Genomic DNA, 23,258 nt, shown 5'->3' on the forward strand with positions numbered 1-23,258 from the left:
AATAAACCCATATGGCAGCCCTGAAAGATGAGGTAAAGCGCTTCATTGTGCAGTCCCTTGCCTGTTTCGATACGCCAAGCCAAGTGGCGCAAGCAGTCAAGGACACCTTCGGACTCGAGGTAAGCCGGCAGCAATGCGAGTTCTACGATCCCACGAAATACGCAGGGCGCGACTTAGCGCTGAAGTGGCGGACGGTGTTTGAGGACACTCGCAAGCGCTTCAGAGAAGAAACGGCAGAGATCCCCATCGCCAACCGAGCGTTTCGCCTTCGCGCCTTGAACCGCTTCGTGGAAAAGGCCGAGAGCATGAAGAACATCAGCCTCGCGATGCAGATCCTGGAGCAGGCGGCGAAAGAGACGGGCGATATGTACGTCAACCGCTCGCGCAAGGAAGAGCCGGACGACGAGCCGGCGGTTCCCACTCGTATCCAGGTGGACGTAGTGGATGCGAGGAAGCCGAATGCCGAGCCTTAACGTTCCCCAGGCTCAGTTCCTCACGTTGCCCAACAAGTTTCGCGCTTTCGTTGCTGGGTTCGGTTCTGGCAAGACCTGGGTGGGTTGCTCAGCACTGAGCAAGCACTTTATGGAATGGCCGAGCGTAAACGCTGGCTACTTCGCACCGACGTATCCCCAGATCCGAGACATCTTCTATCCGACCATGGATGAGGTGGCCTATGACTGGGGACTGAAGACCAAGATCAACCAGGCGAACCATGAGGTTCACATCTACAGCGGTCGGCAGTACCGGGGAACGGTGATTTGCCGGTCGATGGAGAAGCCTCAAACCATCGTGGGCTTCAAAATCGGCCATGCGCTAGTGGATGAGCTGGATGTGCTGTCGTCCGTTAAGGCGCAGCAAGCTTGGCGAAAGATCATCGCGCGGATGCGGTATAGCGTTCCTGGGCTGAAGAACGGAGTAGACGTCACCACGACGCCTGAGGGCTTCAAATTCGTCTATCAGCAATTCGTAAAGCAGCTTCGCGAGAAACCAGCGCTAAGCGGCATGTACGGCTTGGTCCAGGCGAGCACATTCGACAATGAGTTGAATCTGCCAGACGACTACATCCCGTCGCTGATGGAGTCGTATCCCGAGCAACTGATCAGGGCCTACCTGAACGGCCAGTTCGTGAACCTGACATCTGGATCGGTGTATCACGCCTACGACCGCAAGCTGAACCAGTGCTTCGACACCGTGCAGCCTGGAGAGCCTCTGTTCATCGGTATGGACTTCAACGTCGGCAAGATGGCGGCGATTACCCACGTTAAGCGCGACCAGGGCCTGCCCAGAGCAGTCGATGAGCTGATAAATGGTTACGACACGCCGGACATGATCCGCCGCATCAAAGAGCGGTACTGGGAGCACAACGGTAACGACTTCAGGAAGACCTGCGAGATCCGAATCTACCCGGACGCCTCCGGTGATTCTCGCAAGTCGGTCAATGCCAGCATGACGGATATTGCCATGCTCAAGCAGGCCGGCTTCACGGTCATTGCTCCCGCGGCTAACCCACCAGTGAAAGACCGGATCAACGCCATGAACGCCATGTTCTGCAACGCCCAAGGCGAGCGGAGGTATTTGGTTAATCCGTTCAAATGCCCGACCTATGCCGACGGTCTGGAGCAACAGGTTTGGGCAGCCAATGGTGAGCCTGACAAAACACAAGGAAACGACCACGCCAACGACGGCGGCGGTTATTTCATTCACCGCGAATACCCGATCGTTAAACCGGTCACTTCAATGAAAATGGGATACGCCCGATGAGCAACGACGTCTCCTTCAAACGTGCGGATTATCTGGAGGCATTGGACCGCTGGGCGACCGTACGCGACGTCTGTGCCGGCCAGCACCGAGTAGTGGATCGTTTGCCGTATATCAACGCTCACGACAAGTCGCCGGAGAACGTGGACCGAAACAAGGCTTATCGCGAGAGAGCCGTGTTCAAGAACGCGACCGGGCACACGCGCAATGGGCTACTCGGTTTGGCGTTCCACAAAGACCCGACACTGACCGTTGCGCAGAAGCTTGAGTACCTTCAGGACAATGCCAACGGCTCCGGCGTCAGCATCTATCAGCACTCCCAAGGCACGCTAGAAAAGGTGCTTGAGGCTGGCCGGCATGGTCTGTACGTCGATTACCACCCCGATGATGGTATCGGCGGTCGGGCGGTCATTCTCTCGTACTGCGCCGAGGACATCATCAACTGGCGTACCGGCATGGTGAACGGTCGCAGTGTGCTCACCTTGGTTGTGCTGCGGGAGTGGCCCGAAATCGAAGATGGTTTCGGCTTCAAAGTGATCGAGCAATATCGAGAACTGGTCCTTGAGGCGGACGGTTTCGTCTGTCGTGTATGGCGAAGATCCGGGCCAAAGGGAGGCGGGCCGCTGGTTGTGATTGAGGAGTTCAAGCCTGCGGGCGGTAACGGACGCCTGAAGGAAATCCCGTTCACCTTTGTTGGTGCGCAGAACAACGACCCTAGCATTGACGAGTCGCCCCTGTACGACATCGCCATGATCAACCTCGGCCACTATCGGAACAGCGCTGACTACGAGGACAGCGTCTTCTGGTGTGGACAAGCTCAGCCCTGGATTTCCGGCCTGGATGAGCAGTGGCGCGATTGGATGGAGACGAGCGGCGTCTATGTCGGTTCCCGCGCTCCGATGATGCTGCCAGTTGGTGGTGCCTTCGGCTATGCGCAGCCACAGCCGAACACGCTGGTGAAAGAGGCGATGGCCGACAAGAACCAAATGATGATCGAGCTCGGTGCTCGCATGGTTGTGGCGTCGCTCACAGCCAAAACAGCGACTGAATCCCGGGGCGACCAGTCTGCATCGACGTCGGTCCTAGCCGGTTGCGTGGCAAACGTCAGCGAAGCCTATACCCAGGCGATTATGTGGTGTTGCCAGTACATGGGGGTAAGTGATGCGAAGGTCAGCTATCAGATCAACCAAGAGTTCGTCGAGCTGACGGCTGATCCTCAGATGATCACCGCGCTGGTTGGGCTATGGCAGAACGGCGGCTTCGCCAAATCCGACCTACGAGCCTATCTCCGCAAATTGGGCCTTATCGCACCTGAGCGCACCGATCAGCAGATTGACGGGGAGCTGCTGGAGCAGGCCGATGGCCTTGGCCTGGATGACGAGGAACAAATAAATGGCGGCAAACCAAGCGATCCTTGATGCCACGGTCCGTCACGCAGTCTTTCTCGAAAAGCTAAAGGCAGGGGAAGTCGGCAAGTTTGCTCCGTTCCTCCAGGAGATTGACCGATCGATCCGCGACCGGCTCACGCGTAGTGACCTGTCCGAGTACAACGTCAGGCGTCTGGAAGCCCTGCTCAAGGAGGTCGATAGCCTGTTGCTGGGCATATTCGATCGCTTCAGCAATCAGCTGAACCTCGACTTAGTGGATATCGCCAATTACGAAGCCGAGTTCGAGGTGACAAGCCTTGCCAGATCGGCACCGGTCGGCGTGGCCTTGGACGTTGTTACCCCGACAGCAGCTGCGATCCGTACAGCGGTGCTGACAAACCCTCTCAGCGTGCGCGGTACGGGTGGCGGAAAGCTGTTGAAATCCTTCATCAAGGGTTGGGCTGCGGCTGAGCGAGAGCGCGTCACTGGCGCGATACGCCAGGGTTTCTTCGAAGGGCTTACGAACTTCCAGATCATCCGCAACATTCGCGGTACCAAGGCGACGGACTACAAAGACGGCATTTTGGCGATCACCAATCGAAACGCGAGCACAGTGGTACGCACAGCGATCCAGCACGTCTCGTCGCAGGCGCGCATGGAGGTGGCACGGGCCAATATGGACGTCGTGACGGAAGTCGAAATGGTTGCCACGCTGGACAGCAAGACACGTCAGCAATGCCGATCCATGGATAAGCGGCGCTTTCCGGTCGATTCTGGGCCGCGTCCGCCGTTCCACCCGAACTGCCGAACCACATTCATTCTGCTGACCAAGCTCAGTGAAACCTTCGGTAAGGGCGCTACACGGGCCGCTGTGGGTGCGGACGGAGCAGGGCAGGTCAATGCAAGCCTCGACTATTACCATTGGCTCCAGCAGCAGCCTGCTTCGTTTCAGGACGTGGCGTTAGGACCGGCGCGAAGCAAGCTCTTTCGTGAGGGCGGTCTGACCATCAAGCGTTTTGCGGAGTTGCAGCTAGATCGCAATTTCGCGCCTATGACCCTGGCTCGCATGAAAGAGTTGGAGCCGTTAGCATTCGAGCTGGCGGAAATCTGATATAGGATTGTGGCTCATATCAAGGAGCCACTATGGATCGGGTCATTCAGCAGAAAATTGAAGAGGCTTTGAAAGGGCTTTTTAGCGCGGTTTCAATGCTGAGGGACGCATATCCAGGCAAGCCTTTCACGCCTGATGGCCGACTTGTTGGTGATATCGGCGAAGTCATTGCCAGCCTGGCTTATAACCTCACGCTGAATGAGAAGCTGACCAGGCACCATGACGCTGTCACGCCTGATGGGCGGAATGTGCAAATCAAAACCACGTTCGGAACTAGTCTTACTTTTCCAGTCCATCATGTGCCCGACTATTACCTCGGTATTCGCATGAATCGTGATGGTACGTTCGAGGAGATTTACAATGGGCCGGGACATCTCATTCAGGCGCAGCTTTCGGGGCGAAAGGCCACGAAGACTGGGCTACATGGCGGATTGATGGCGATGCTAAAGCGGATCAATCAATTAGTACCTGACGAAGAGCGAATACCTAAGCGCTAACTCCAAAACAAGCCCGGCCATGTGCCGGGTTTTTTTATGCCTGTAAAGCAGGCAGCACGAACCCAAGGGGGCCTAAACGTGGCAGAAGAAAACGAAATCGACCTGGAAAATCCGGCAATCAAGGCCGCTATCGCGACTGCCGTGGAAGCCTCTGTGACCGGGTTGAAAACCAAGAACACGGAGTTACTGGGCAAGCTGAAGGAAACCACCAAAAAACTCAGCCAGTTCGAAACTCAGTTCGAAGGCCTGGACATCAACGCGGTGAAGGGGCTGTTGACCAAAGCCGGCGAGGATGAAGAAACGAAACTCCTCACCGAAGGCAAGATTGACGAAGTGTTTTCCAGGCGCACAGAGCGCTTGCGTGGCGACTTCGAAAAGCAACTAAAGGCGGAAAAGGAACGTGCTGACAAAGCCGAATCCTTCGCGAGCAAGTTCCGGGACAAGGTCCTGGGCGACTCCATCCGTTCTGCGGCCATCAAGGCTGGAGCGCTTCCTGAGGCAGCGGAGGATCTGATTCTGCGCGCCAAAGGGCAGTTCACGCTCAATGAAGAGGGCGAAGCAGTTGCGATCGATAAGGAAGGCCAGGCCATCCTTGGCAAAGACGGCAAGACCCCTCTGACGCCGCTCGAATGGGCGGAATCCTTGCGCGAAAGCGCACCTCATCTGTGGCCTAGGGCTTCAGGAACCAATGCCCCGGGCGGGGGTAGCGGTAATGCCGCGCTGAAACGCTCCGAAATGACGCCTTCGGCCAAGCGTGAGTTCATCACGAAGCACGGCCAGGACGCCTACCTGAAATTGCCTAAATAATGGAGTAACCCATGCCGACTACCGTCAACACGGACATGATCGTTTACAACGATCTTGCCCAGACCGCCTACCTGGAGCGTATCCAGGATGTGATCGATGTGTTCAACGCTTCTTCCAACGGCGCTCTGGTACTGGATAACGAGCTGATCGAAGGTGACTTGCGCAAGCGTGCTTTCTACAAACTCGGCGGCTCCATCGCACACCGTGACGTCAATTCGACTGCAACGGTGGCCGGGCAGAAGATCGGCTCTGGTGAGATGGTCGGTGTGAAGGTGCCGTTCAAGTACGGTCCTTACGAAACCACTGAAGAGGCGTTTAAGCGCCGAGCGCGTTCCCCGGAGGAGTTTTCCGAACTGGTGGGGATTGACTACGCCGATGCGGTTCTCGAAGGATACATCCAGTACGCGATGGCAGCCCTGAAGGCAGCTATCGGTGCAAATCCGAACATGGTTGCCACTGCCAGCTTCGCCACCGATGGCAAGAAGGCGCTGACCAAAGGCATGCGCAAGTTTGGCGATCGCTTCGGTCGTATTGCGCTGTGGACCATGGACTCGGCGACCTACTTCGACATGGTCGATCAGGCCATTACCGAAAAGGTCTACGAAGAGGCGGGTGTGGTCATCTACGGCGGCCAACCTGGAACCATGGGCAAGCCCGTTCTGGTCTCGGACACGATCCCGGCGGAAACCATCTTCGGCCTGCAAGCCGGCGCGATCAAAATCACTGAGTCTCAAGCTCCGGGCTTCCGTTCGTACCCGATCAACACCCAGGAAAACTTGGCGATGGGCTTCCGCGCCGAAGGGGCATTCAACCTGGACCTTCTGGGTTACAGCTGGAATGACTCTACCGGTGGTGTGAACCCTAACCTGGCTGCTATCGGAACCGGAGCTAACTGGACCAAGTACGCCACCAGCGACAAGGTTACCGCAGGCGTCTTGATCGACCTGTCCGCGCCTTAAAGGCGTTCACCTTTAGCCAGCGGCCTGTAACGGGCCGCTTTTGGAGAGCGACATGGAACTTACTTATTCGGCACAAACCAGGGACTTCGATCCGGACAAGCGTTATCGCACCCCCGTTTATTTCGAGAAGCCGGAGTCGGGCGTAACGAAGGTCACAGTGATCGGCGATTGGCCGGTCGTCGTCGATGCCTACAGGACCGCCAAGGTTCAAGTGGAAGTTGTCGAAGCCGGTGGCGCAGTGGAAACAGATCCGGCCAAAATGGGAGTGGCGGATCTGAGGAATTGGCTCACTGCCCAGGGCATTGAGTTCGATCCGAAGGCGCCGAAGGCTGAAATCGTAAAACTCATTCCTGCGAGCTGATTCCATGACACTCATCATCGAGGACGGCACTGGTAAGCCTGATGCCGAAAGCTATTCGAGCGCTGAGGATTTAGTCCGTTACGCCGCGAAATTCGGCGTCGCCATCCCTGCGGATACCCCCGCGCAAGAAGCGCTGCTTCGCCGGGCCGCCTTGGCGATGAATGGCATGGCCTGGAAAGGGCAGAAGATGTCTAGCGATCAGGCCCTGGCGTGGCCGCGCCGGGGTATTCAACTGGATTGTGAGATCAAGCCGAACGACTACCTTCCGGCGCGCATTCCTTACGGCCAAATGGCTCTCGCAGCGGAGATTCATCGCGACGACATCGATCCTATCGAGACGCGCAAGGGCGCGGTTATTCGGGAGCGGGTCGAAGGCGCCGTCGAGACTGAGTACGCGACGATTTCTAATACCAGCGGCAGGCTGCTTCCGGCTGCTCCGGATAGGCCAAGCCGCACGCAATTTGCGGACTACCTTCTCAAACGTGGGTTGTTCGCCGTAAGGGCTTAGCCGATGAGCGAGTTTTACGACCGGATGGCAGCAACGGCCTTACGGCTGATCACACAGTACGGCCAAGCAGTTACGCTGCGCGATGTTCAGCCTGGCGAATACGATCCTGACAATCCGGAAGGCGCGGAGGTCGTCCTCGAGCAAATATCCCAGGGCATCTTGCTCGATTTCACCGGCTTCGAGTTTCAAGCCGACACCCTGATAGTGCGTGGCGACAAGAAGCTGAAGATTGCGGCGGTGGGCTTGGATTGGAAGCCGAAGCCAATGATCACAGCCGAGATCCAGGGGAATACCTGGACGGTGATCAACGTTAAGGAGGTCAACCCAGCCGGCACTCCGCTGATATACGAATTGCAGGTCCGTTCATGAACACTTACGCAGGCCGGCAAGGCAGCTTTTCGCTCCAACTGGCCGAGTTTGCCAAACAGGCCCAAGAGGCGGTGGACGCTAGCCTTCGCGAGATCATCATTGAAATCGGTAACTCGCTGATTCGAATGTCTCCGGTAGATACCGGGCGATTCCGTGGCAATTGGCAGATGTCCATCGATGCGCCGCCGGAAGGGACGCTTGGAGTGGTTGATCCGACCGGAGCGGCAGCAACAGCACGCATCGCAGAAGGGTCGATTTTCTTCCGGGCAGGAACCACGGCATTCATCGTGAATAATTTGCCTTATGCGATACCGCTAGAGTACGGCCATTCCGATCAAGCTCCGGGGGGCATGGTGCGAATCACTCAGGCGCGTTTCCAGCAAATTGTCCTGGAGGCCATCAGGAACCATAAAGTATGAGCCACAACATCATCGCTGCAGCGTTAGAGTCGCGCCTGCTTGCCTGGGCCAAGGCTAGAGCCAAGCCAATGAAGGTCGTGGTGGAGAACGAGGCATATACGCCAGGCGCCGCCGAGACGTATCTCCGAGCCTTCACGCTGCCGTCAGTCACGGCCAGCAACACGCTAAGCGGCGATCACCGCCTCTATACCGGCGTGTTTCAGGTGAATATTGTGACGCCGTCCGGGAAGTACCGGACCGAGGCAAGCAGCATCTTGGATGAGTTGGCGGCTTTGTTCCCCTTGAATCTGCGAGTTGCTCGCGCCGGATTAGTCGTGTCAGTGATGACGCCGGTTGCGCCCGGCCCAGGGATTCCAGACGGCAACAGTTTCACGGTATCTGCTTCGTTCCAATATCGGTCCGACACCAACTGAGCGACGTCGCGCTAGAATCATCTCTGAATAGACGTAATCGGGACTCCTCCATGGATGATGTAACGAAGGCGCGCCTACAGTGGCTGGATGAGTCAGCCGACGATCATGGTTGGAACAACCGTGAGGAGATCAACGCTAGCGAAAAATGCATTTGCAGCGCCTGCGGCCAATGGTCGAAACCGGACCAAATCACGAAGTGGCACAACGAGAAACACGCCTGTTGTCCTCATTGTGGGCTGACCGGTGTTGTCGTTGGCTCCGCATCAGGACTGCCCCTTGAGGAATACGAGAGCTGTCGAATTCCTGAGTAGCAGTCCATCCAAAATTCGCCCGTTGGGCAAACCCTGACCCGCCATTGAGCGGGTTTTGTCATTTCTAAACAGAGGGAAATACATGAGCGCCATTCTCCCCAACGGCTCCATCCTTGAAATTGCTGCCACATTCAGCCCACCGACTCCAGTGACTGCCATCAGTAACGCTAACCCTGCGGTGGCAAATGCCGCTGCGCACGGCCTGTCGAATGGCGACATTCTGGTGGTTACTTCGGGTTGGACTCGCCTGAACGACAAGGTTGTTCGTGTCGCCGGTTCTGATGCAGGCTCGTTCGAACTGGAAGGCATCAACACCACCAACACCACGGTCTATACCGCTGGAGCGGGCGCAGGATCTGTGCGTGCTGCGAGTGGTTGGGCTCAAATCAGCCAAGTCACCGACAGCAACAGCTCTGGCGGCGAACAGCAGTTCACCACCTTCGGCTTCCTTGAAGAGTCGGACGACCGTCAACTGCCGACAACGAAGTCTCCGATCAGCATGGCTATCACCGTTGCTGATGACCCATCGCTTCCTTACGTTGCGGTTTGTGAGGCGGCTGATGAAGATCGCGAGCCCCGCGTTGTGAGGCTGACTTTGCCCAATGGCTCCGTCATCTACTACCACGCATACGTGTCGATCACGTCTACTCCGACGTTGTCCCGGAACAGCATCGTGACCCGGACTGTAACGCTGTCTCTGGCCGCTCGCCCAACCCGATACGCTGCGGCGGTGTAAGTCATGGCAAAGATCAAGATTGCTCAAAACCCGACCTTCAAAACGAAGGTCGCCATCCCGCGCGTGGGCGCTGATCCGGTCAGCGTTGAGTTCGAATTTAAGTATCTGGATCGCCTGGCCCTGGCTGCTCACTTCGACAAGTGGAACGCCGTCCGTGAGGATCATGCGAAGAAGGTCCAGGAGGACGGTCTCTCTTGGCATGAGGCCACGGTGGCAGAAATAGACATCCAGGTCGGCCAGCTCAAGGACATCATTGCCAATTGGGCCTTTGACGAGAAGCTGTCAGATGAGTCGCTGACAGCGCTTGTCACCACCTGCGTTGGCGCGCCGCAGGCGGTGCTTTCTGCCTACCAAAACGCCTATCAGTCGGCCCGCCTGGGAAACTGACCGGCGCCGCTCGCGTCCTGTACGAGCCGGGGCCATCTGAGGCAGCCCTAGCAGCCTTCGGCATGACGTTAGACGACATTCCCGAGACTGAATACGAGGTCTGGCCGGACAACTGGCGGGCTTTCCTGCTGTTCGAGGCAATGTCGACTCAGTGGCGAACGGGAATGGGCGGAGCCTCTGGCTTGGACTACAGCGCACTCCCGTCAGTGGCAAGCATGCTGGGCATAACGCGGCGCGAACTATCAGAGGCCTTCCACGACATCCGTGTCATGGAAGCAGAAGCCATGCTCGTGATGAGCGAATCGAAATAACGGAGCCTAAATGACTTCTATTGCTGAACTCGGCATCAAGGTTGATTCGACTGATGCTGCGCAAGCGAGCTCCGATCTCGACAGGCTCACCGCTGCGGGTGTCCGCGCAGAAAAAGCCGCTGAGGGTGTTGCCAAGGGCGCGGACAAGGCATCGGAATCGATCAAGAAGCAGAAGGATGAGCTGAGCGAGCTCCTCGGCGAGATTGATCCGACGGTGAAGGCCCTAGGACGGCTGGACGAGCTTGAAAGCAGGCTAGCGAAGCAGAAGAAGCTCGGCGCGCTCGATGCAGCCACCTTTAGCGAGTATCAGGCCAAGATTGAGCAGTCTCGGGCGAGCCTCGGGGGCTTCGACGACTCGCTCACTCGCACCGGTAACACGGCTAAGCAGACGGCTGCTGCGTTGCGTGGAGTCCCTGCTCAATTCACTGATATCGTCGTGTCGCTCCAGGGCGGTCAGTCTCCGATGACTGTCCTGCTCCAGCAAGGCGGCCAACTCAAGGATATGTTCGGCGGCATTGGTCCCGCCGCGCGAGCCCTAGGCGGATACATCCTTGGCCTTGTTAATCCCTTCACGGTTGCCGCTGCGGCTGTTGCTACCCTCGGATACGCTTTCGTTTCAGGCAGTGAAGAGGCGGTCGAGTTTCAGAAATCGATCATCCTTACCGGAAACGCTGCGGGCACTTCGGCTGACACTCTGTCCAACATGGCGCAACAGGTGGCCGCAACCGTCGGCACAACTGGCGCAGCGTCGGAGGTACTGGCAAAGCTTGCTAGCAGCGGCAAGATTGCGAGCAGCAGTTTTGAAGGGGTTGCGACCGCGGCGCTGGAAATGGAAAAGGCCACTGGCCGGGCCGTGGAGGAAACGATCGCCGAGTTCGTGAAGATCGGAAAAGACCCAGTCGCAGCCGCGAAAGAGCTCAACGATCAATACAACTTCCTGACGGCAACGACGTATGCGCAAATCGTCGCGCTGAAAGAGCAGGGCGACACTATCGGCGCGGCCAAACTGCTGACCGACACCTATGTCGATACCATCAAGAGTCGTAGCAGTGAGGTCACGGAAAACCTCTCAATCTGGGAGCGTGGATGGAAAAGCCTAAAGGGAGAAATCTCGGCCACGGCTGATGCCATAAAAAACATCGGACGTGATCAGACCCTGGCTAGCCAGATCACCGAGGCGCAGCAACGTGTGGCAGCGGCCCAGAGTGCCCTAAATGGCATGCCGGACGACACCGATGCCCAGGCCAAGCTGACCAATTCAAAGCTGGAACTGGAGTTTCTCATCCAGCAGAAGAACACCCAGGACGCCATCGCCAAAGCTCAGGGGTTGAGCGCACAGAGACAGCGTGAAGGCATCGACGCGAGAATCCGCGTGAAAGCCATCATCGACTCCAGCCTTTCCAGCGAGGAGAAGCGCAACGACCTTATCAAGGAGTACAAGCGGGAGATCGAGGCGCTGCGCAGGGCAAACCCCGACGATCCGCTGGTTCAGGAAGCTGTCGTCGCGAAGACAATCCAGAACATTCGGGACCGGAACAAAGACCCGAAAACCGCGACGTCGTCCATCAACCTCACCGACTTCAACGACTCGAAAAATCAGCTAACGCTGATCCTCAGCGAATACAAGAGCGCTCAGAGGGAGCTGGAAGCAGCGCAGAAAGCCGGCCTGCTCACACAGGAAGACTATCTGCTCAAGCGTAAAGCCCTTATCGGCAATGAGCGGGATGAGGTAACCGCAGCTTACCAGGCGGAGATCGCAGCTCTCGAGGCATCGAAGAGCCAAGCCAGCACTACAGCCGCCCAGCGCATTCAGTTGGACCAAAAAATTGCCGATGCCAAAGCCAGCATGATCAAGGCGCAAAAGGAGGCTGACAGCGAGCTTGAGGTGATTGCGACGAATGAGCAGGGGAGGCTTGCGAAGCAGGCCCAGGCCATCAAATCCTATACCGACGCGTTGGATCAGCAGAACGCCGCCCTGCGCCGTGCTGGAAGCCGTGCCGCAGACGGAGTCGGGCTTGGCTACCGCCAGAATGCGATCAATAGCGAGCTGAACGGCATCGCTGATCGTGCGAATCAGCAACGCTTAGATCTGGCTCGAGATAAGGCCGACCAGGCGCGAAACATGAGCGCTGAGGAATACAGAGCCAAGCTGGACGCGATCAATCGAAGCGAACGGGAGATGAGCGAAACCGTGCTCAGCAACTACGAGCAGTTGTCTGAAGCTCAGGGAAACTGGAGAAACGGCGCAACGTCTGCGTTCAGCAACTATCTGGACAGCGCGCGTGATGTGGCTGGACAAACCAAAAGCCTATTCACCAATGCTTTTAGCTCCATGGAAGATGCTTTGGTCAGCTTCGCCATGACTGGGAAGCTGTCGTTCTCGGACTTCGCAAAATCGGTATTGGCTGACATGGCTCGTATGGCTGCCAGAGCGGCTACGTCCTCTGCGCTCAGTTCGTTGTTTGGCATCGCTGCATCCGCTGTTGGCTCCTATTTCGGCAGCCCTGCTTCTGCCGGCTCGACGCAGGCTGGTTACTCCGGCGATTTGTCGGGCTTCACTCCGGGGAGCATTCAGGCCAAGGGCGGTGCGTGGGCTGGCGGCGTGCAGATGTTTGCCGACGGTGGGGCTTTCACCAATTCGGTAGTCAGCAAGCCGACCGCCTTCGGTATGGCTGGCGGAGAGACCGGAATCATGGGTGAAGCCGGGCCGGAGGCAATCATGCCGCTGACTAGGACAGCAGGTGGCAAGCTCGCCGTAATGGCGGTAGGTCGCGGCCAGAGTTCCAGCACCAACCAAGTGGTAATTCAGCAAAACATCGCCGTGCCGGATGGGCAGGGTGCTGGAGGCGCTGATGAGACCACCAGTCAGGCCGTTGCCCAAGCTTACGCCCGGGCGGCCAAGCAGGGCGCTCAAGAGCAAATTGCTCGCGACTTGAGGCCTGGCGGCCAAATCTGGCAAGCCATCAACAAACGGTAATCCCCGCTTCGACGGGGTTGTGTTTTAGGAACATACAGCATGGAAACTTTCACCTGGGCTCCGGATAAAGAGCCTTCCGGTACGGTGAGTTTTCGCCGCAAGTCAGCAAAATTTGGCGACGGATACGAGCAGGTCGCTGAGGACGGGATGAACAATAAAACCCAGTCTTGGCCGCTGACATTCACTGGACCAAAGTTACGGATCGCTGAGATCAAGGCATTCCTGGATGCGCATAAAGGCGCTATGGCTTTTAGCTGGACGGAGCCTTTCGGGGAATCATTGCTGGTCCGGTGCAGCGAGTATCAACCTCGGCATGCAGGCGGTGGTGTTTACCGGTTGGCCGCAACTTTTGAACAGGCATTTCACCCATGAGCATTGTCCCGATCAACATCGGTGGAGGCGCTAACGACGGGACAGGTCAGAGTCTCCGCTCGGGTGGGGAGACCATCAATTCCAATTTTGCAGAACTCGATGTTCGGACAACTGCTGCACAGCTGGCCGCTGATAAAGCGGGTGAGACAGCCTCGCTCGCTGGGGAAGCAGCAACGGACGCCAGAGCCAGAGCTGACGCAGCCCAGGCGAAGGCTGACGCAGTCGCTGCCGAAAAAGGACAACCCAATGGGATTGCCACTTTGGATGACAGCGGCACCGTCCCTGCCAGTCAGTTGCCCAGTTACGTCGATGATGTACTGGAGTTCGAAAGCGAGTCCGCTTTTCCAGCTACAGGCGAAACAGGGAAAATCTATGTCGCCGCTGACTCCAATGATCAGTACCGCTGGAGCGGCACCCAATACATTCTCCTCTCCGCATCGCCCGGCTCGACTGATGCAGTCCCGGAGGGTAGCGTCAATAAATATTGGACCAATGCCAGAACCGTTGCGAGCGTGCTCACCGGACTCCTCACGACAAACCCGGCTGTGGTGGCTGCAACAGACACTATCCTTGCGGCCATAGGAAAGCTGCAACGGCAAATCAGCGATGCAGTAGCCTCGCTCGGGAATAAGGCCGCGAAAGGGGCCAATAGCGATATTACCTCGTTATCAGGACTAACCACGGCGCTTTCGATTGCCCAGGGCGGTACCGGGGCGACTACGCTCGCAGCCGCTCAAGCTGCACTTGGGATCAACTCAGCGATCAACCTTCCTACCGGGACGAACCTTAACAATATTCAGGCCACAGGCTTCTACATGCAGCAGGCGAACGCTAACGCGACGTTGGCCCTGAATTACCCTGTCGCAGCCGCAGGATCACTTATCAGCGTGCAGCTCGGAAGCAGCATCACCACTCAGACGTACACCGTGTACAACACAGGTGAGCAATACGTGCGATCCAGGTATGTAGCTGCCTGGAGCGATTGGAGATTGACCATCACTGACGCGACTGTGGGATTTGCCTATGCCTACCCGAACGGCGGAACAGAAGCAGCTCCCGCAACGGTGACGATCAACAGCCGTTACACGGTAGCCAACCCGTTCCCTGGGCACGAGGTGATTGTACAGGCGGAGATCCTGATCGGAGGCAAGTGGGGCGATGCTGGTTGGTTCTACAGCTCTGGCGGCTACGGCACCAAGGGCTCACAACTGGACTTGAACACCTTGGTCGTTCAGACGGGGGCGAGCCGAGTTAGCTACACATCCAACGCCAGTGGCGACCCCTTTGGACAAACAGCCACAGGACTGACGTCCGCAACTTGTCGCTTAAAAGTCTGGAGGGTCCATGCATGACCTTGTGCGTTTACGCTGAGATTGGCAGCAATTTTCAACAGGTGGGTGGGGACTGCCCTAATGGTTGGATTCAAATGAATGGTCAGCGTCCCGATGATGAGAAGACCCTGCTTTACACCGCATCGGAGAAAGGCGAGTGGGTAATCTCCGATAGAACGTTGCTGGAGATCCAGATGAAAAGGGAAGCGGATTGGGCATCCTCTGAGATGGTCGTCGTGGCCGAACAGCTCGTGATGCTTGAAGACTCTGACCCTGCCGCCTTGCCTGGGACAGATCGGCAATGGCGGGACTATCGAATCGCGCTCAGAGCCTGGAAGGAAGGGCACCCTGATTTCCCAGACGAAGCAAAGCGCCCAAAACGGCCCATCTGATCTCCACTCGCCTGATTTTAATTTTTTCTGAGGACACTCCATGCCGATTACGGCTGATATCCAGACGCTGGAGCCTGGCGCTTGGGTGGAGCTTTTTGAGCTCGATGCAACGATGCTGGGCGCCGAGCTGTACCGCTTCCATGGTTACCCACAGCAATCCTCAATATTTTGGCAGGGCAAAGAGTATTCGCCTTGGCCGATTAAAGCTGAAGGCTTCGAGATGACGGGGCAGGGGACGCAACCGACGCCGACTCTTTCCGTGGGCAACGTTGACGGCTTTATCACTGCGCTGGTTTTGTATTTCGAAGATCTCGTCGGCGCGAAACTGATTCGCCATCGAACCCTGGGCAAGTATCTCGATGGGCAGCCCGAAGCGGACCCAGAGGAAGAACTTCCACCAGATATTTGGTATGTCGAGCGCAAGGCTGCCGAGGACAACGAAGTTGTCCAGTTCGAACTGGCGACGGCCCTGGATTTCGCTGGAGTCCAACTACCTCGGAGACAGATCGTAGCCAACGTGTGCTGGTGGCTTTCCTGTGGCGGCTACCGAGGTCCGTATTGCGGCTACAACGGGTCACCCGTTGCCGACGAGAACGATGTCATCGTCACTGACGCAGCCAAGGATAAGTGCGGCGGTCGCTTGACTAGCTGCAAGCTACGTTTCGGCGAAAATAACCCCCTCCCATATGGCTCTTTCCCCGCTGCGGGGCTGCTCCGGACATGATCTATGAACAAAGCAAACAGAGCGGCAATCGAGGCACACGCCATCGACGAGTATCCGCGCGAGGCGTGTGGGCTGTTGGTGAGGGTAGGTCGGAAAGAGATCTACGTTCCATGCAGCAACATCGCCTCGACGCCGAACGAGCATTTCCGCTTGGCGCCTGAGGATTACGCAGCCGCTGAAGACAGGGGCGACATTTTCGCGGTGGTACACAGCCATCCCGATTATCCTGCCACACCGAGTGAGGCTGATCGCGTCTGCTGCGAAGCGTCGGGCTTGCCCTGGCACATTCTCGAAGTGCGAAAAGGCGATGACGGTGTAGTGCGAGCTGGGAATTTGATGAGCTTCGCGCCGGTTGGGTATCAGGCACCTCTGATTGGCCGCAAGTTTGTCCACGGTGTGCATGATTGTCTCAGCATCATCCTGGATTTTTACCGTCGTGAGATGGGTATCGATCTTGGCAGCTATGAGCGGGAAGACGGTTGGTGGGATAAGGGAGGCAATCTCTACCTCGAAAATTTGCCCGCGGCTGGCTTCGAAAAGGTATCCGCACCACAGCACGGCGACATCGTGCTGATGCAGATCCGTTCACCGGTGCCCAACCATGCGGGGATATACCTGGCCGACGGTGTGCTGAGGAGTGAGCCAGAGCACTACCCGGCGCCCGGATCGATTCTTCATCACCTCTACAACCGCGACAGCAAGCGGGATGTGTACGGCGGGTACTGGTCTGAAGTCACCGTTGGTTACTGGCGTCACCGGGACGCAAAACCTTTGCTAAAACAGCCCTGAAATCCTAACGAGGTCATCGTTTATGGTGGGCCATGGCAGGACATGGTTAAAGGTCATCGACCCACCTGCCCGGGTTGATTGCAAATTTTTCGTGAGCTGTCAAATAGCTTGGCATTTCGCTTCATCTTCCAATCATGTGAGCGAAGCATCGCGTTACTACATCGCGATTCGTTGCGGTGCTGGGATTCGTACACCGGCCAACCGGTGATATCTTGCTGCCATCTTTCACAGGAGTGGTATTGATGAACAGAGGCGCAACGTTGCTGTCGGTTATTTTGGGGTTGGGGTCGATGATTGCATCTCTTGCCCATGCGGAATGGATGAAGTCAGAAATCAAAGACGAAATGCGCGGCACAAGCACTATAGTCTTCAGCCAAACATCATCCCCTCTGGCTGGCGACGGACCTAGCGTTACTTTAATGGTTTTAGATGATAAAGATGGAAAGCCGGGTGTAGTGTTTAACTTGAATAGTGGTCGAACTGAGGGGTGCCCCGCCGCCAACAACTCCTTTTGTAACGTGAATGTCAAATTTGACGAGGGAAAAATCACCGAGGAGCTTTTCGCGACGACAGATGGCAAACAACTGATCCCATCACAGGTAGTGGCGTTCGCCGGGTCAGTTTCGATCGCAAAAAAATTGTTTATAGAAGTGGAGTTGCAGGGAGTTGGGACTCGTCAATACAAATTCATTGTCGGCGATCTTGATATCCCCGTAGATCGAACTCCTTCGGTAAAGCTGCTAGGGTACGAGTTGGGCCGCAAATATTCTGACGTTCCATCGCCGCTGAAAAAAGTTAAGGCGAACGGTCTAGACGTATGCTACGAAGGAGAGGGCCTTACTGGCTTATTCAGCGCGGAACCGGTAAATAAGGCAACCCTCTGTTTCTTTAATGGCGTTTTCTACAGTGCGGTCATCATTCCCGGAACTAAGGCTAGTTATGTTTCTGGAGAAAAATATCTGACCAAAATTTTCGGAAAACCTGACCCTGAGGCCCTCTATCCTTCTTGGCCTAACAAAGGTGACAATCTCTTAAATAAAAATACTAAGCGTGCAGCTTATTTCACGTTCAGTCCAAATTCCTATTACGACCCTCTAGTAATCACCGATGAGATTGTTTCTCCGCTCGTGCCATAGTGCTAGGGCGTGTCTTTCTATGAAGGAGAAATGAAATTAGCCCTAATGCTCCGTTAGATCGTCTTGTCTGCCTGCGCTAGCAGGCAGACTCCGATCAACCGAAGCCGATCCGGTGCCGCCGTCTAAGCTTTTTCGCATTTCAGGACGCCCTTTGGTGGTAAATCTGTGTTGGTAGTGACGCACGGTGAGGGCTGCGTTAGCACTGGCTGTAAGACTCCTGTGAACATCAACGGACGCCGAGCTGCAGAAACCGGCTCAGGCGAGACCGCGTAATTCCGTGTGGCTCTAGGTGACCATATATTGTCTCGGCATCGTCCTGCGGAAGCGGCCTGAATGAACTTGACTCCACCATAAGGAGCGGCAGTTCAGGATATTCAAAGACTAAATGATGAGCATGGATGTATCACTCACCACGCAATAATAAAAGCCGCCTTGGGCTGTTTTTTTCGTTCGGAGGAAAAATGTCGCAGTTGCTTGAGAAGATGCAAACGGTGATTGTGTCCAAGCAGTTAGCTGAAATCACTGGCAAGCGCGAGCACCGTATTACGACCGGAGCAGGCTGGCGCGACATCATCGGTTATTTCAAGCAGTTTGCTGGTTTCGAAAAATTTATGCTTGAGAGCAAGGATAAGGGCCTTCGTTTTGCCATTTTTAATGGCAATAGGAACATTGGAGAGGACGACCTCGGAAAGCCTACGGGGAGGGATGTCATCCGAATCGTTCCAGTTATTGAGGGTTCAAAGCGTGCCGGGGCGCTACAAACCATAATCGGTGCCGTACTTATCGTGGTTGGCCTCGTCTACAGCCCGCTTCTGCCGGTCGGCATTGCCATGGTTGCCGGTGGGGTGATGCAAATGCTCAGTCCCCAGGCAAAAGGTCTGGGCACCCAAGACAGCCCAAACAACCGACCCAGTTATAGCTTCAACGGCCCGGTTAATACCAGCGTCCAAGGCAACCCTGTCCCGCTGCTGTATGGCCGCATGATTGTCGGCAGCGCCGTGATCAGCGCGGGTATTTACTCCGAAGACCAGATGTAACCGAAGCATCCATCACGAGGCCCGCCATTGAGCGGGCTTTTTTTCGCCCAAAGGAAAGTCATGACCCAGCTAGCCATAGCCGGACGCAAGGGTGGTGAGTCGAAGCCGCGTCCTTCCGTTGAGGCTCCGGACAACCTGCAAAGCACCGCTTTCGCGCGAATTCTCGACCTGGTGAGTGAAGGTGAGATTCGAGGCTTGGCGAACGGCATGCAGTCCATTTTTCTTGATGAAACACCGCTGGCAAACCCGGATGGAACGCTGAACTTCAGCGGCGTCAGCCAAGAGGTGCGAACCGGCAGTCAAGATCAACTACACATCTCGGGCTTCCCCGCGGTGGAGAGCGAAATTGCCGTCGGTGTTGAGCTCCGCTCCGACCAGCCTTGGGTGCGCGCGGTAACCAATCTTCAACTCTCGGCAGTCCGGATCAGACTTTCCACTCCACGTCTTGCACGGACAAACACCACAAACGGCGACACCAACGGATACACGGTCCGATACAGGATTGAGCTGTCCACCGACGGCGGTCCCTTTGTGTCCGTGCTAGACGCGGCTTTCAGCGGAAAGACATCGACAAAATACGAACGATCACACCGCGTCGACCTTCCTAGCGCGACCAGAGGCTGGACCGTGCGCGTGATCCGTCTGACGGCCAATGCCACCAGCTCCGCGATATCAGACACCACCAACGTTGAGGCAATTACAGAGATTATCGACGCGAAGCTGAGATACCCAGGTTCGGCCATCGTCGGCCTGCAATTCGATGCGTCGCAGTTTCAATCGATTCCGACTCGCTCGTTCGATTTGTATGGCCGCATCATCAAGGTTCCAAGCAACTATGACCCAGAGACGCGCACCTACACGGGAGTCTGGGATGGCACCTTTAAAAGCGCCTGGACAGATAATCCTGCCTGGATTTTTTACGACTTACTGCTGCATTTCCGCTATGGGCTCGGCCATCTGCTGAACGCGGGGCAGGTGGATAAATGGGAGCTGTATCGGATCGGTCAGTATTGCGATCAGCCAGTCCCCGACGGAAAGGGCGGCACCGAGCCGCGTTTCACCTGCAATCTGTACCTTTCGGTCCGCGCTGATGCGCTGCGCGTGCTCCAGGATCTGGCGACAGCGTTCCGTGGGATGGCGTACTGGGCTGCCGGTTCCGTCATGGCCGTGGCCGATATACCAGAGGATCCTGTTTATACCTACTCGAATGCCAACGTCATCGACGGGAAATTCAACTACACCGGATCTGCCAAGAAGACGCGCTATACCGTTGCCCTGGTGAGCTGGAACGATCCTTCGGATTTTTACCGGCAGAAGGTTGAGTACGTAGACGACCAGCCCGGAATCGCTCGTTACGGCATCCAGCAAACCGAAATCACAGCTACAGGATGCACGTCTCAGGCTCAGGCGCAGCGCGTTGGTAAATGGGCATTGCTTACCAGTCGTCTGGAGACAGAGAGCGTCAGCTTTTCCGTTGGCTTGGATGGCACCTTGGCGCGGCCTGGTCAGATCATCCGGATCGCGGATAACGACAGGGCTGGGCGCCGAATTGGTGGCCGGCTGCGTTCTTCAACGCTCGACACTCTCGTCCTCGACGCGGATGTGACGGCCTTTCCGGGCGACACCATCACCCTGATTATGCCCAACGGTAAGGCTGTGTCTCGAGCCATCAAGTCTGTGGGTTATCCGCTGACTTGGGACAGCTCCGGCATCACGTGGGACAACGGCAACATCACTTTTGATACCACGGGTTTTCCGGCTGAGGTACAACAAGTTGTGCTGTCGGAAAGCCTCGAGGCGTTGCCACCGCTTCACTCCATGTGGGCAATCGACTCACCTGCCTTGGCGGTGCAACAGTTTCGGGTGATGTCCGTAGCGGAAGATTTTTCGGACACGGAAATCAAGTTCACCATCAATGCTGTACGGCACAACTCGAGCAAATACGGTGCAATCGACAACGGCAGCCGTATCGAGCGTCCACCAATCAGCGTCGTTCCCCCAAGCGTTCAGAAGCCGCCAACGAACGTGACACTCAGTAACGACCATTTCGTCGATCAGGGTAGCGCGATCAGCGTCATGACAATTACCTGGGAGAGGCCAGAAGCGGCAATCGCTTATGAGGTGTATTGGCGCAAAGATGAAGGTGATTGGATCTTTGCAGGCCGTACCGGGACGACATCAATTGACGTCAGCGGGATCTATGCCGGGAGGTACACGGCGAAGGTGCGAGCGATCAACTCGCTCGATATCGGCTCTGTTTTCGCAACCTCTGCGGAGACGGTGCTGAACGGAAAAACTACGCCTCCGCCTGAAGTCTCCTCGTTCATTGCCGAGTCGATCGTGTTCGGTATCAAACTGAAGTGGGAGATTCCTCAGGGCGTAAGCACTGCGGATCTGCAACGGACGGAGATCTGGTATAGCGAAACCAACCAGATCGTAGATGCCACCAAATTCGGTGACTACACCTACCCACAAACTGACTTGACCATCATGGGACTCGCTCCCGGAAAAACCTATTTCTTCTGGGCACGCCTGGTTGATCGGGTCGGAAATATGGGCGCTTTCTTCGGCCCAGTCTTTGGACAGTCGTCGGCTGACGCAGGGCCAATCCTGGACTACCTGAACGATAAGATCACGGAAACCCAGCTCAGCAAGCACTTGCTCGAGAAAATCGATTCCGGCGGCGCCCAGATAGAGATCGACGCTCTCAAGAGCGAGCTTGCCGCGATGTACAGCATCAAGACCCGGCTTACTGTTGATGGGAAACCCTACCTTGCCGGGATCGGGGTTGGAGTAGAAAACGACGAAGGAATCATCACCAGCCAAGTCCTCATCGCAGCCAGCCGCTTCGCGATAGTCGATCCCAACGCTTCGGAGGTCTTCTATCCGTTCGTGGTGCAGAACAACACCGCTTACATCAAGGCGGCGTTTATTCAAGACGGATCGATCACCAATGCGAAGATCGGCGACACCATTCAATCAACCAACTATGTCCCTGGGGTGTCGGGTTGGAGGCTCAGCAAGACGGGGGGAATTGAGTTCAATGGAGCGGTCTCGGGTGGAGGCAAGCTCACGATCAATAACCAAGTTGTTCAGGTCTTCGATCAGGCAGGGCAGCTTCGAGTGCGTCTGGGGATCTGGTGATGCCAGCAGGATTAGAGGTTTACAACGCTGACGGCTCGGTGTCCTTCACAACCGACACGATCACGGGGCGATACCTAGGATCGTTTTTCACCGGAACGGCAAATGGTTCTGTTTTTGTGCCTGGGTTTGCAGGGGGAAGCCCATGGTTTTTCTCTGCAAAAGGGGTAGGTGGAGGTGACACCACGGTTGTTTGCGTGCCATTCATCACCATTAATGGGACCACCATTTCGTGGAGCTTTTCCGACTTCAGGGGGCAGGGCACCACTGCGAATGCCCCTAGGGTCGGGTGCCAGGTTTTCTATGGAGTTAGGTAGATGCCAATAGGGCTTCAGGTATTCAGGGACACCAACACCCTTCAGATCGATTCAGATGTCCTGACGGTTTCGTTTTTGGGCAAATTCACTATATATGGTTGGACCCGTGGCTCGACCATTTATAGGGCTGCTTTAAGCCTGCCCAAGGCAACCAAGTTTGTCCTCTTCGGTGAGACGGCGGCTTCATCGTCCATTGCAGTTAGGAGCGTTGTTCTTACTGCCAGCAGCGCTGATTACGAGTTCTGGTCGAATACTGCCGACAGCGTCGTGTGCTACTGCTTTGGCGATGCTCCTGTTGTCCCGTCGCGTTGTGGCTTGCAGCTTTTTGACTCGGCAGGAAACCTCACCTTCGACTCGAACAACAAAATCCTCAGGATTTCCGCAGTGTATGAAACCAGTTCGGACACGCAGTCGTTCTCATTGCCGGTCGTGATTGGCCGTACCTACGCCTGTGGGATCAGCAACTATGACACGCGATATCGCCAGAATCAGGTAGGACAAAATCTCGCGTTCATGGTGATGATTCGGTCGGTCAGGGTGTCAGGTGGAACTGTCACGTCGGGGCTTCTAGCGAATCAAGGGCCGCCGACAACCAGCCCGCCTGCCAATTCACCGATTGGGCCAATGCCCGTGATTATGGTCGCAGACGTTACCGGCTTCTAACTCGTTCATCTCGCTCAACCCAATTCCAAGCCCGCCGAGAGCGGGATTTTTTTTGCCTGGAGAAA

25 protein-coding genes are annotated in these 23,258 nt (G+C 56.3%); all 25 read left to right on the forward strand.

Annotated features, from left to right (window positions below):
* Nucleotides 1-11: 11 nt before the first annotated feature.
* The 25 genes from ACLK1G_RS12585 to ACLK1G_RS12705 all read left to right on the forward strand — a co-directional run bounded on the left by ACLK1G_RS12585 (nucleotide 12) and on the right by ACLK1G_RS12705 (nucleotide 23,193).
* A complete protein-coding gene (locus ACLK1G_RS12585; protein WP_420765718.1) occupies nucleotides 12-473 on the forward strand; it encodes a DUF2280 domain-containing protein in 462 nt (153 codons plus the stop codon).
* Nucleotides 460-1,761, forward strand: a complete 1,302-nt coding sequence (locus ACLK1G_RS12590) for a terminase large subunit domain-containing protein (protein ID WP_420765719.1) — start codon at nucleotides 460-462, stop codon at nucleotides 1,759-1,761. Before ACLK1G_RS12585 ends, ACLK1G_RS12590 begins: the two co-directional genes overlap by 14 nt.
* Nucleotides 1,758-3,176 (forward strand): DUF4055 domain-containing protein, encoded by a 1,419-nt coding sequence (locus tag ACLK1G_RS12595; protein WP_420765720.1) that lies wholly within the window; start codon nucleotides 1,758-1,760, stop codon nucleotides 3,174-3,176. Before ACLK1G_RS12590 ends, ACLK1G_RS12595 begins: the two co-directional genes overlap by 4 nt.
* The gene (locus ACLK1G_RS12600) at nucleotides 3,151-4,236 is read left to right on the forward strand and encodes a phage minor head protein (RefSeq protein ID WP_420765721.1); all 1,086 of its coding nucleotides are present in this window, start codon (nucleotides 3,151-3,153) and stop codon (nucleotides 4,234-4,236) included. The genes ACLK1G_RS12595 and ACLK1G_RS12600 overlap by 26 nt, the downstream gene beginning before the upstream one ends.
* A 32-nt stretch (nucleotides 4,237-4,268) precedes the next feature.
* Nucleotides 4,269-4,733: a DUF6998 domain-containing protein gene (locus ACLK1G_RS12605; protein ID WP_420765722.1), complete on the forward strand. Its 465-nt coding sequence runs from the start codon at nucleotides 4,269-4,271 to the stop codon at nucleotides 4,731-4,733.
* 78 nt (nucleotides 4,734-4,811) lie between these two features.
* A complete protein-coding gene (locus ACLK1G_RS12610; protein ID WP_030141973.1) occupies nucleotides 4,812-5,540 on the forward strand; it encodes a hypothetical protein in 729 nt (242 codons plus the stop codon).
* Between the two features lie 11 nt (nucleotides 5,541-5,551).
* The gene (locus ACLK1G_RS12615) at nucleotides 5,552-6,499 is read left to right on the forward strand and encodes a major capsid protein (RefSeq protein WP_420765723.1); all 948 of its coding nucleotides are present in this window, start codon (nucleotides 5,552-5,554) and stop codon (nucleotides 6,497-6,499) included.
* 52 nt (nucleotides 6,500-6,551) lie between these two features.
* On the forward strand, nucleotides 6,552-6,860 hold the full coding sequence (locus ACLK1G_RS12620) for a hypothetical protein (protein ID WP_420765724.1): 309 nt from the start codon (nucleotides 6,552-6,554) through the stop codon (nucleotides 6,858-6,860).
* A gap of 4 nt (nucleotides 6,861-6,864) precedes the next feature.
* A complete protein-coding gene (locus ACLK1G_RS12625; protein ID WP_030141970.1) occupies nucleotides 6,865-7,368 on the forward strand; it encodes a DnaT-like ssDNA-binding protein in 504 nt (167 codons plus the stop codon).
* 3 nt (nucleotides 7,369-7,371) lie between these two features.
* The gene (locus ACLK1G_RS12630; RefSeq protein ID WP_420765725.1) at nucleotides 7,372-7,737 is read left to right on the forward strand and encodes a hypothetical protein; all 366 of its coding nucleotides are present in this window, start codon (nucleotides 7,372-7,374) and stop codon (nucleotides 7,735-7,737) included.
* On the forward strand, nucleotides 7,734-8,156 hold the full coding sequence (locus tag ACLK1G_RS12635) for an HK97 gp10 family phage protein (RefSeq protein WP_420765726.1): 423 nt from the start codon (nucleotides 7,734-7,736) through the stop codon (nucleotides 8,154-8,156). Before ACLK1G_RS12630 ends, ACLK1G_RS12635 begins: the two co-directional genes overlap by 4 nt.
* Entirely contained in the window at nucleotides 8,153-8,569 is a 417-nt protein-coding gene (locus tag ACLK1G_RS12640; protein ID WP_420765727.1) for a phage tail terminator-like protein, read from the forward strand. The genes ACLK1G_RS12635 and ACLK1G_RS12640 overlap by 4 nt, the downstream gene beginning before the upstream one ends.
* A 393-nt stretch (nucleotides 8,570-8,962) precedes the next feature.
* Complete coding sequence (locus ACLK1G_RS12645) at nucleotides 8,963-9,616, forward strand: phage tail protein (protein WP_420765728.1); 654 nt, start codon at nucleotides 8,963-8,965, stop codon at nucleotides 9,614-9,616.
* A gap of 3 nt (nucleotides 9,617-9,619) precedes the next feature.
* A complete protein-coding gene (locus ACLK1G_RS12650; protein ID WP_165887409.1) occupies nucleotides 9,620-10,003 on the forward strand; it encodes a phage tail assembly chaperone in 384 nt (127 codons plus the stop codon).
* 62 nt (nucleotides 10,004-10,065) lie between these two features.
* Nucleotides 10,066-10,314 (forward strand): DUF1799 domain-containing protein, encoded by a 249-nt coding sequence (locus tag ACLK1G_RS12655; protein ID WP_420765729.1) that lies wholly within the window; start codon nucleotides 10,066-10,068, stop codon nucleotides 10,312-10,314.
* Nucleotides 10,315-10,324: 10 nt separating this feature from the next.
* Entirely contained in the window at nucleotides 10,325-13,291 is a 2,967-nt protein-coding gene (locus ACLK1G_RS12660; protein ID WP_420765730.1) for a phage tail tape measure protein, read from the forward strand.
* Nucleotides 13,292-13,330: 39 nt separating this feature from the next.
* Entirely contained in the window at nucleotides 13,331-13,663 is a 333-nt protein-coding gene (locus tag ACLK1G_RS12665; RefSeq protein ID WP_420765731.1) for a phage tail protein, read from the forward strand.
* Complete coding sequence (locus ACLK1G_RS12670) at nucleotides 13,660-15,015, forward strand: pyocin knob domain-containing protein (protein ID WP_420765732.1); 1,356 nt, start codon at nucleotides 13,660-13,662, stop codon at nucleotides 15,013-15,015. The genes ACLK1G_RS12665 and ACLK1G_RS12670 overlap by 4 nt, the downstream gene beginning before the upstream one ends.
* The gene (locus ACLK1G_RS12675) at nucleotides 15,012-15,386 is read left to right on the forward strand and encodes a hypothetical protein (RefSeq protein ID WP_420765733.1); all 375 of its coding nucleotides are present in this window, start codon (nucleotides 15,012-15,014) and stop codon (nucleotides 15,384-15,386) included. Before ACLK1G_RS12670 ends, ACLK1G_RS12675 begins: the two co-directional genes overlap by 4 nt.
* Nucleotides 15,387-15,426: 40 nt before the next feature.
* Nucleotides 15,427-16,110, forward strand: coding sequence for a phage minor tail protein L (locus ACLK1G_RS12680; RefSeq protein ID WP_420765734.1), 684 nt, complete (start codon nucleotides 15,427-15,429; stop codon nucleotides 16,108-16,110).
* Between the two features lie 3 nt (nucleotides 16,111-16,113).
* Nucleotides 16,114-16,899 (forward strand): C40 family peptidase, encoded by a 786-nt coding sequence (locus ACLK1G_RS12685; RefSeq protein WP_420765735.1) that lies wholly within the window; start codon nucleotides 16,114-16,116, stop codon nucleotides 16,897-16,899.
* Between the two features lie 242 nt (nucleotides 16,900-17,141).
* On the forward strand, nucleotides 17,142-18,035 hold the full coding sequence (locus ACLK1G_RS12690; protein WP_420765736.1) for a hypothetical protein: 894 nt from the start codon (nucleotides 17,142-17,144) through the stop codon (nucleotides 18,033-18,035).
* A 461-nt stretch (nucleotides 18,036-18,496) separates the two neighbouring features.
* A complete protein-coding gene (locus tag ACLK1G_RS12695) occupies nucleotides 18,497-19,072 on the forward strand; it encodes a tail assembly protein (protein ID WP_420765737.1) in 576 nt (191 codons plus the stop codon).
* Nucleotides 19,073-19,132: 60 nt separating this feature from the next.
* Nucleotides 19,133-22,216, forward strand: coding sequence for a TipJ family phage tail tip protein (locus tag ACLK1G_RS12700; RefSeq protein WP_420765738.1), 3,084 nt, complete (start codon nucleotides 19,133-19,135; stop codon nucleotides 22,214-22,216).
* A 314-nt stretch (nucleotides 22,217-22,530) separates the two neighbouring features.
* Nucleotides 22,531-23,193, forward strand: a complete 663-nt coding sequence (locus tag ACLK1G_RS12705) for a hypothetical protein (protein ID WP_420765739.1) — start codon at nucleotides 22,531-22,533, stop codon at nucleotides 23,191-23,193.
* Nucleotides 23,194-23,258: the final 65 nt, after the last annotated feature.

The organism is Pseudomonas algeriensis (assembly GCF_048847255.1).
GTDB lineage: Bacteria > Pseudomonadota > Gammaproteobacteria > Pseudomonadales > Pseudomonadaceae > Aquipseudomonas.

Coding starts and splice junctions, on each gene's coding strand:
- ACLK1G_RS12695 (WP_420765737.1), top strand. CDS start 18,497: ATGTCGCAGTTGCTTGAGAAGATGCAAACGGTGATTGTGTCCAAGCAG.
- ACLK1G_RS12660 (WP_420765730.1), top strand. CDS start 10,325: ATGACTTCTATTGCTGAACTCGGCATCAAGGTTGATTCGACTGATGCT.
- ACLK1G_RS12670 (WP_420765732.1), top strand. CDS start 13,660: ATGAGCATTGTCCCGATCAACATCGGTGGAGGCGCTAACGACGGGACA.
- ACLK1G_RS12600 (WP_420765721.1), top strand. CDS start 3,151: ATGGCGGCAAACCAAGCGATCCTTGATGCCACGGTCCGTCACGCAGTC.
- ACLK1G_RS12665 (WP_420765731.1), top strand. CDS start 13,331: ATGGAAACTTTCACCTGGGCTCCGGATAAAGAGCCTTCCGGTACGGTG.
- ACLK1G_RS12595 (WP_420765720.1), top strand. CDS start 1,758: ATGAGCAACGACGTCTCCTTCAAACGTGCGGATTATCTGGAGGCATTG.
- ACLK1G_RS12585 (WP_420765718.1), top strand. CDS start 12: ATGGCAGCCCTGAAAGATGAGGTAAAGCGCTTCATTGTGCAGTCCCTT.
- ACLK1G_RS12705 (WP_420765739.1), top strand. CDS start 22,531: ATGCCAATAGGGCTTCAGGTATTCAGGGACACCAACACCCTTCAGATC.
- ACLK1G_RS12645 (WP_420765728.1), top strand. CDS start 8,963: ATGAGCGCCATTCTCCCCAACGGCTCCATCCTTGAAATTGCTGCCACA.
- ACLK1G_RS12690 (WP_420765736.1), top strand. CDS start 17,142: ATGAACAGAGGCGCAACGTTGCTGTCGGTTATTTTGGGGTTGGGGTCG.
- ACLK1G_RS12635 (WP_420765726.1), top strand. CDS start 7,734: ATGAACACTTACGCAGGCCGGCAAGGCAGCTTTTCGCTCCAACTGGCC.
- ACLK1G_RS12615 (WP_420765723.1), top strand. CDS start 5,552: ATGCCGACTACCGTCAACACGGACATGATCGTTTACAACGATCTTGCC.
- ACLK1G_RS12675 (WP_420765733.1), top strand. CDS start 15,012: ATGACCTTGTGCGTTTACGCTGAGATTGGCAGCAATTTTCAACAGGTG.
- ACLK1G_RS12685 (WP_420765735.1), top strand. CDS start 16,114: ATGAACAAAGCAAACAGAGCGGCAATCGAGGCACACGCCATCGACGAG.
- ACLK1G_RS12605 (WP_420765722.1), top strand. CDS start 4,269: ATGGATCGGGTCATTCAGCAGAAAATTGAAGAGGCTTTGAAAGGGCTT.
- ACLK1G_RS12700 (WP_420765738.1), top strand. CDS start 19,133: ATGACCCAGCTAGCCATAGCCGGACGCAAGGGTGGTGAGTCGAAGCCG.
- ACLK1G_RS12625 (WP_030141970.1), top strand. CDS start 6,865: ATGACACTCATCATCGAGGACGGCACTGGTAAGCCTGATGCCGAAAGC.
- ACLK1G_RS12620 (WP_420765724.1), top strand. CDS start 6,552: ATGGAACTTACTTATTCGGCACAAACCAGGGACTTCGATCCGGACAAG.
- ACLK1G_RS12650 (WP_165887409.1), top strand. CDS start 9,620: ATGGCAAAGATCAAGATTGCTCAAAACCCGACCTTCAAAACGAAGGTC.
- ACLK1G_RS12590 (WP_420765719.1), top strand. CDS start 460: ATGCCGAGCCTTAACGTTCCCCAGGCTCAGTTCCTCACGTTGCCCAAC.
- ACLK1G_RS12680 (WP_420765734.1), top strand. CDS start 15,427: ATGCCGATTACGGCTGATATCCAGACGCTGGAGCCTGGCGCTTGGGTG.
- ACLK1G_RS12640 (WP_420765727.1), top strand. CDS start 8,153: ATGAGCCACAACATCATCGCTGCAGCGTTAGAGTCGCGCCTGCTTGCC.
- ACLK1G_RS12655 (WP_420765729.1), top strand. CDS start 10,066: ATGACGTTAGACGACATTCCCGAGACTGAATACGAGGTCTGGCCGGAC.
- ACLK1G_RS12630 (WP_420765725.1), top strand. CDS start 7,372: ATGAGCGAGTTTTACGACCGGATGGCAGCAACGGCCTTACGGCTGATC.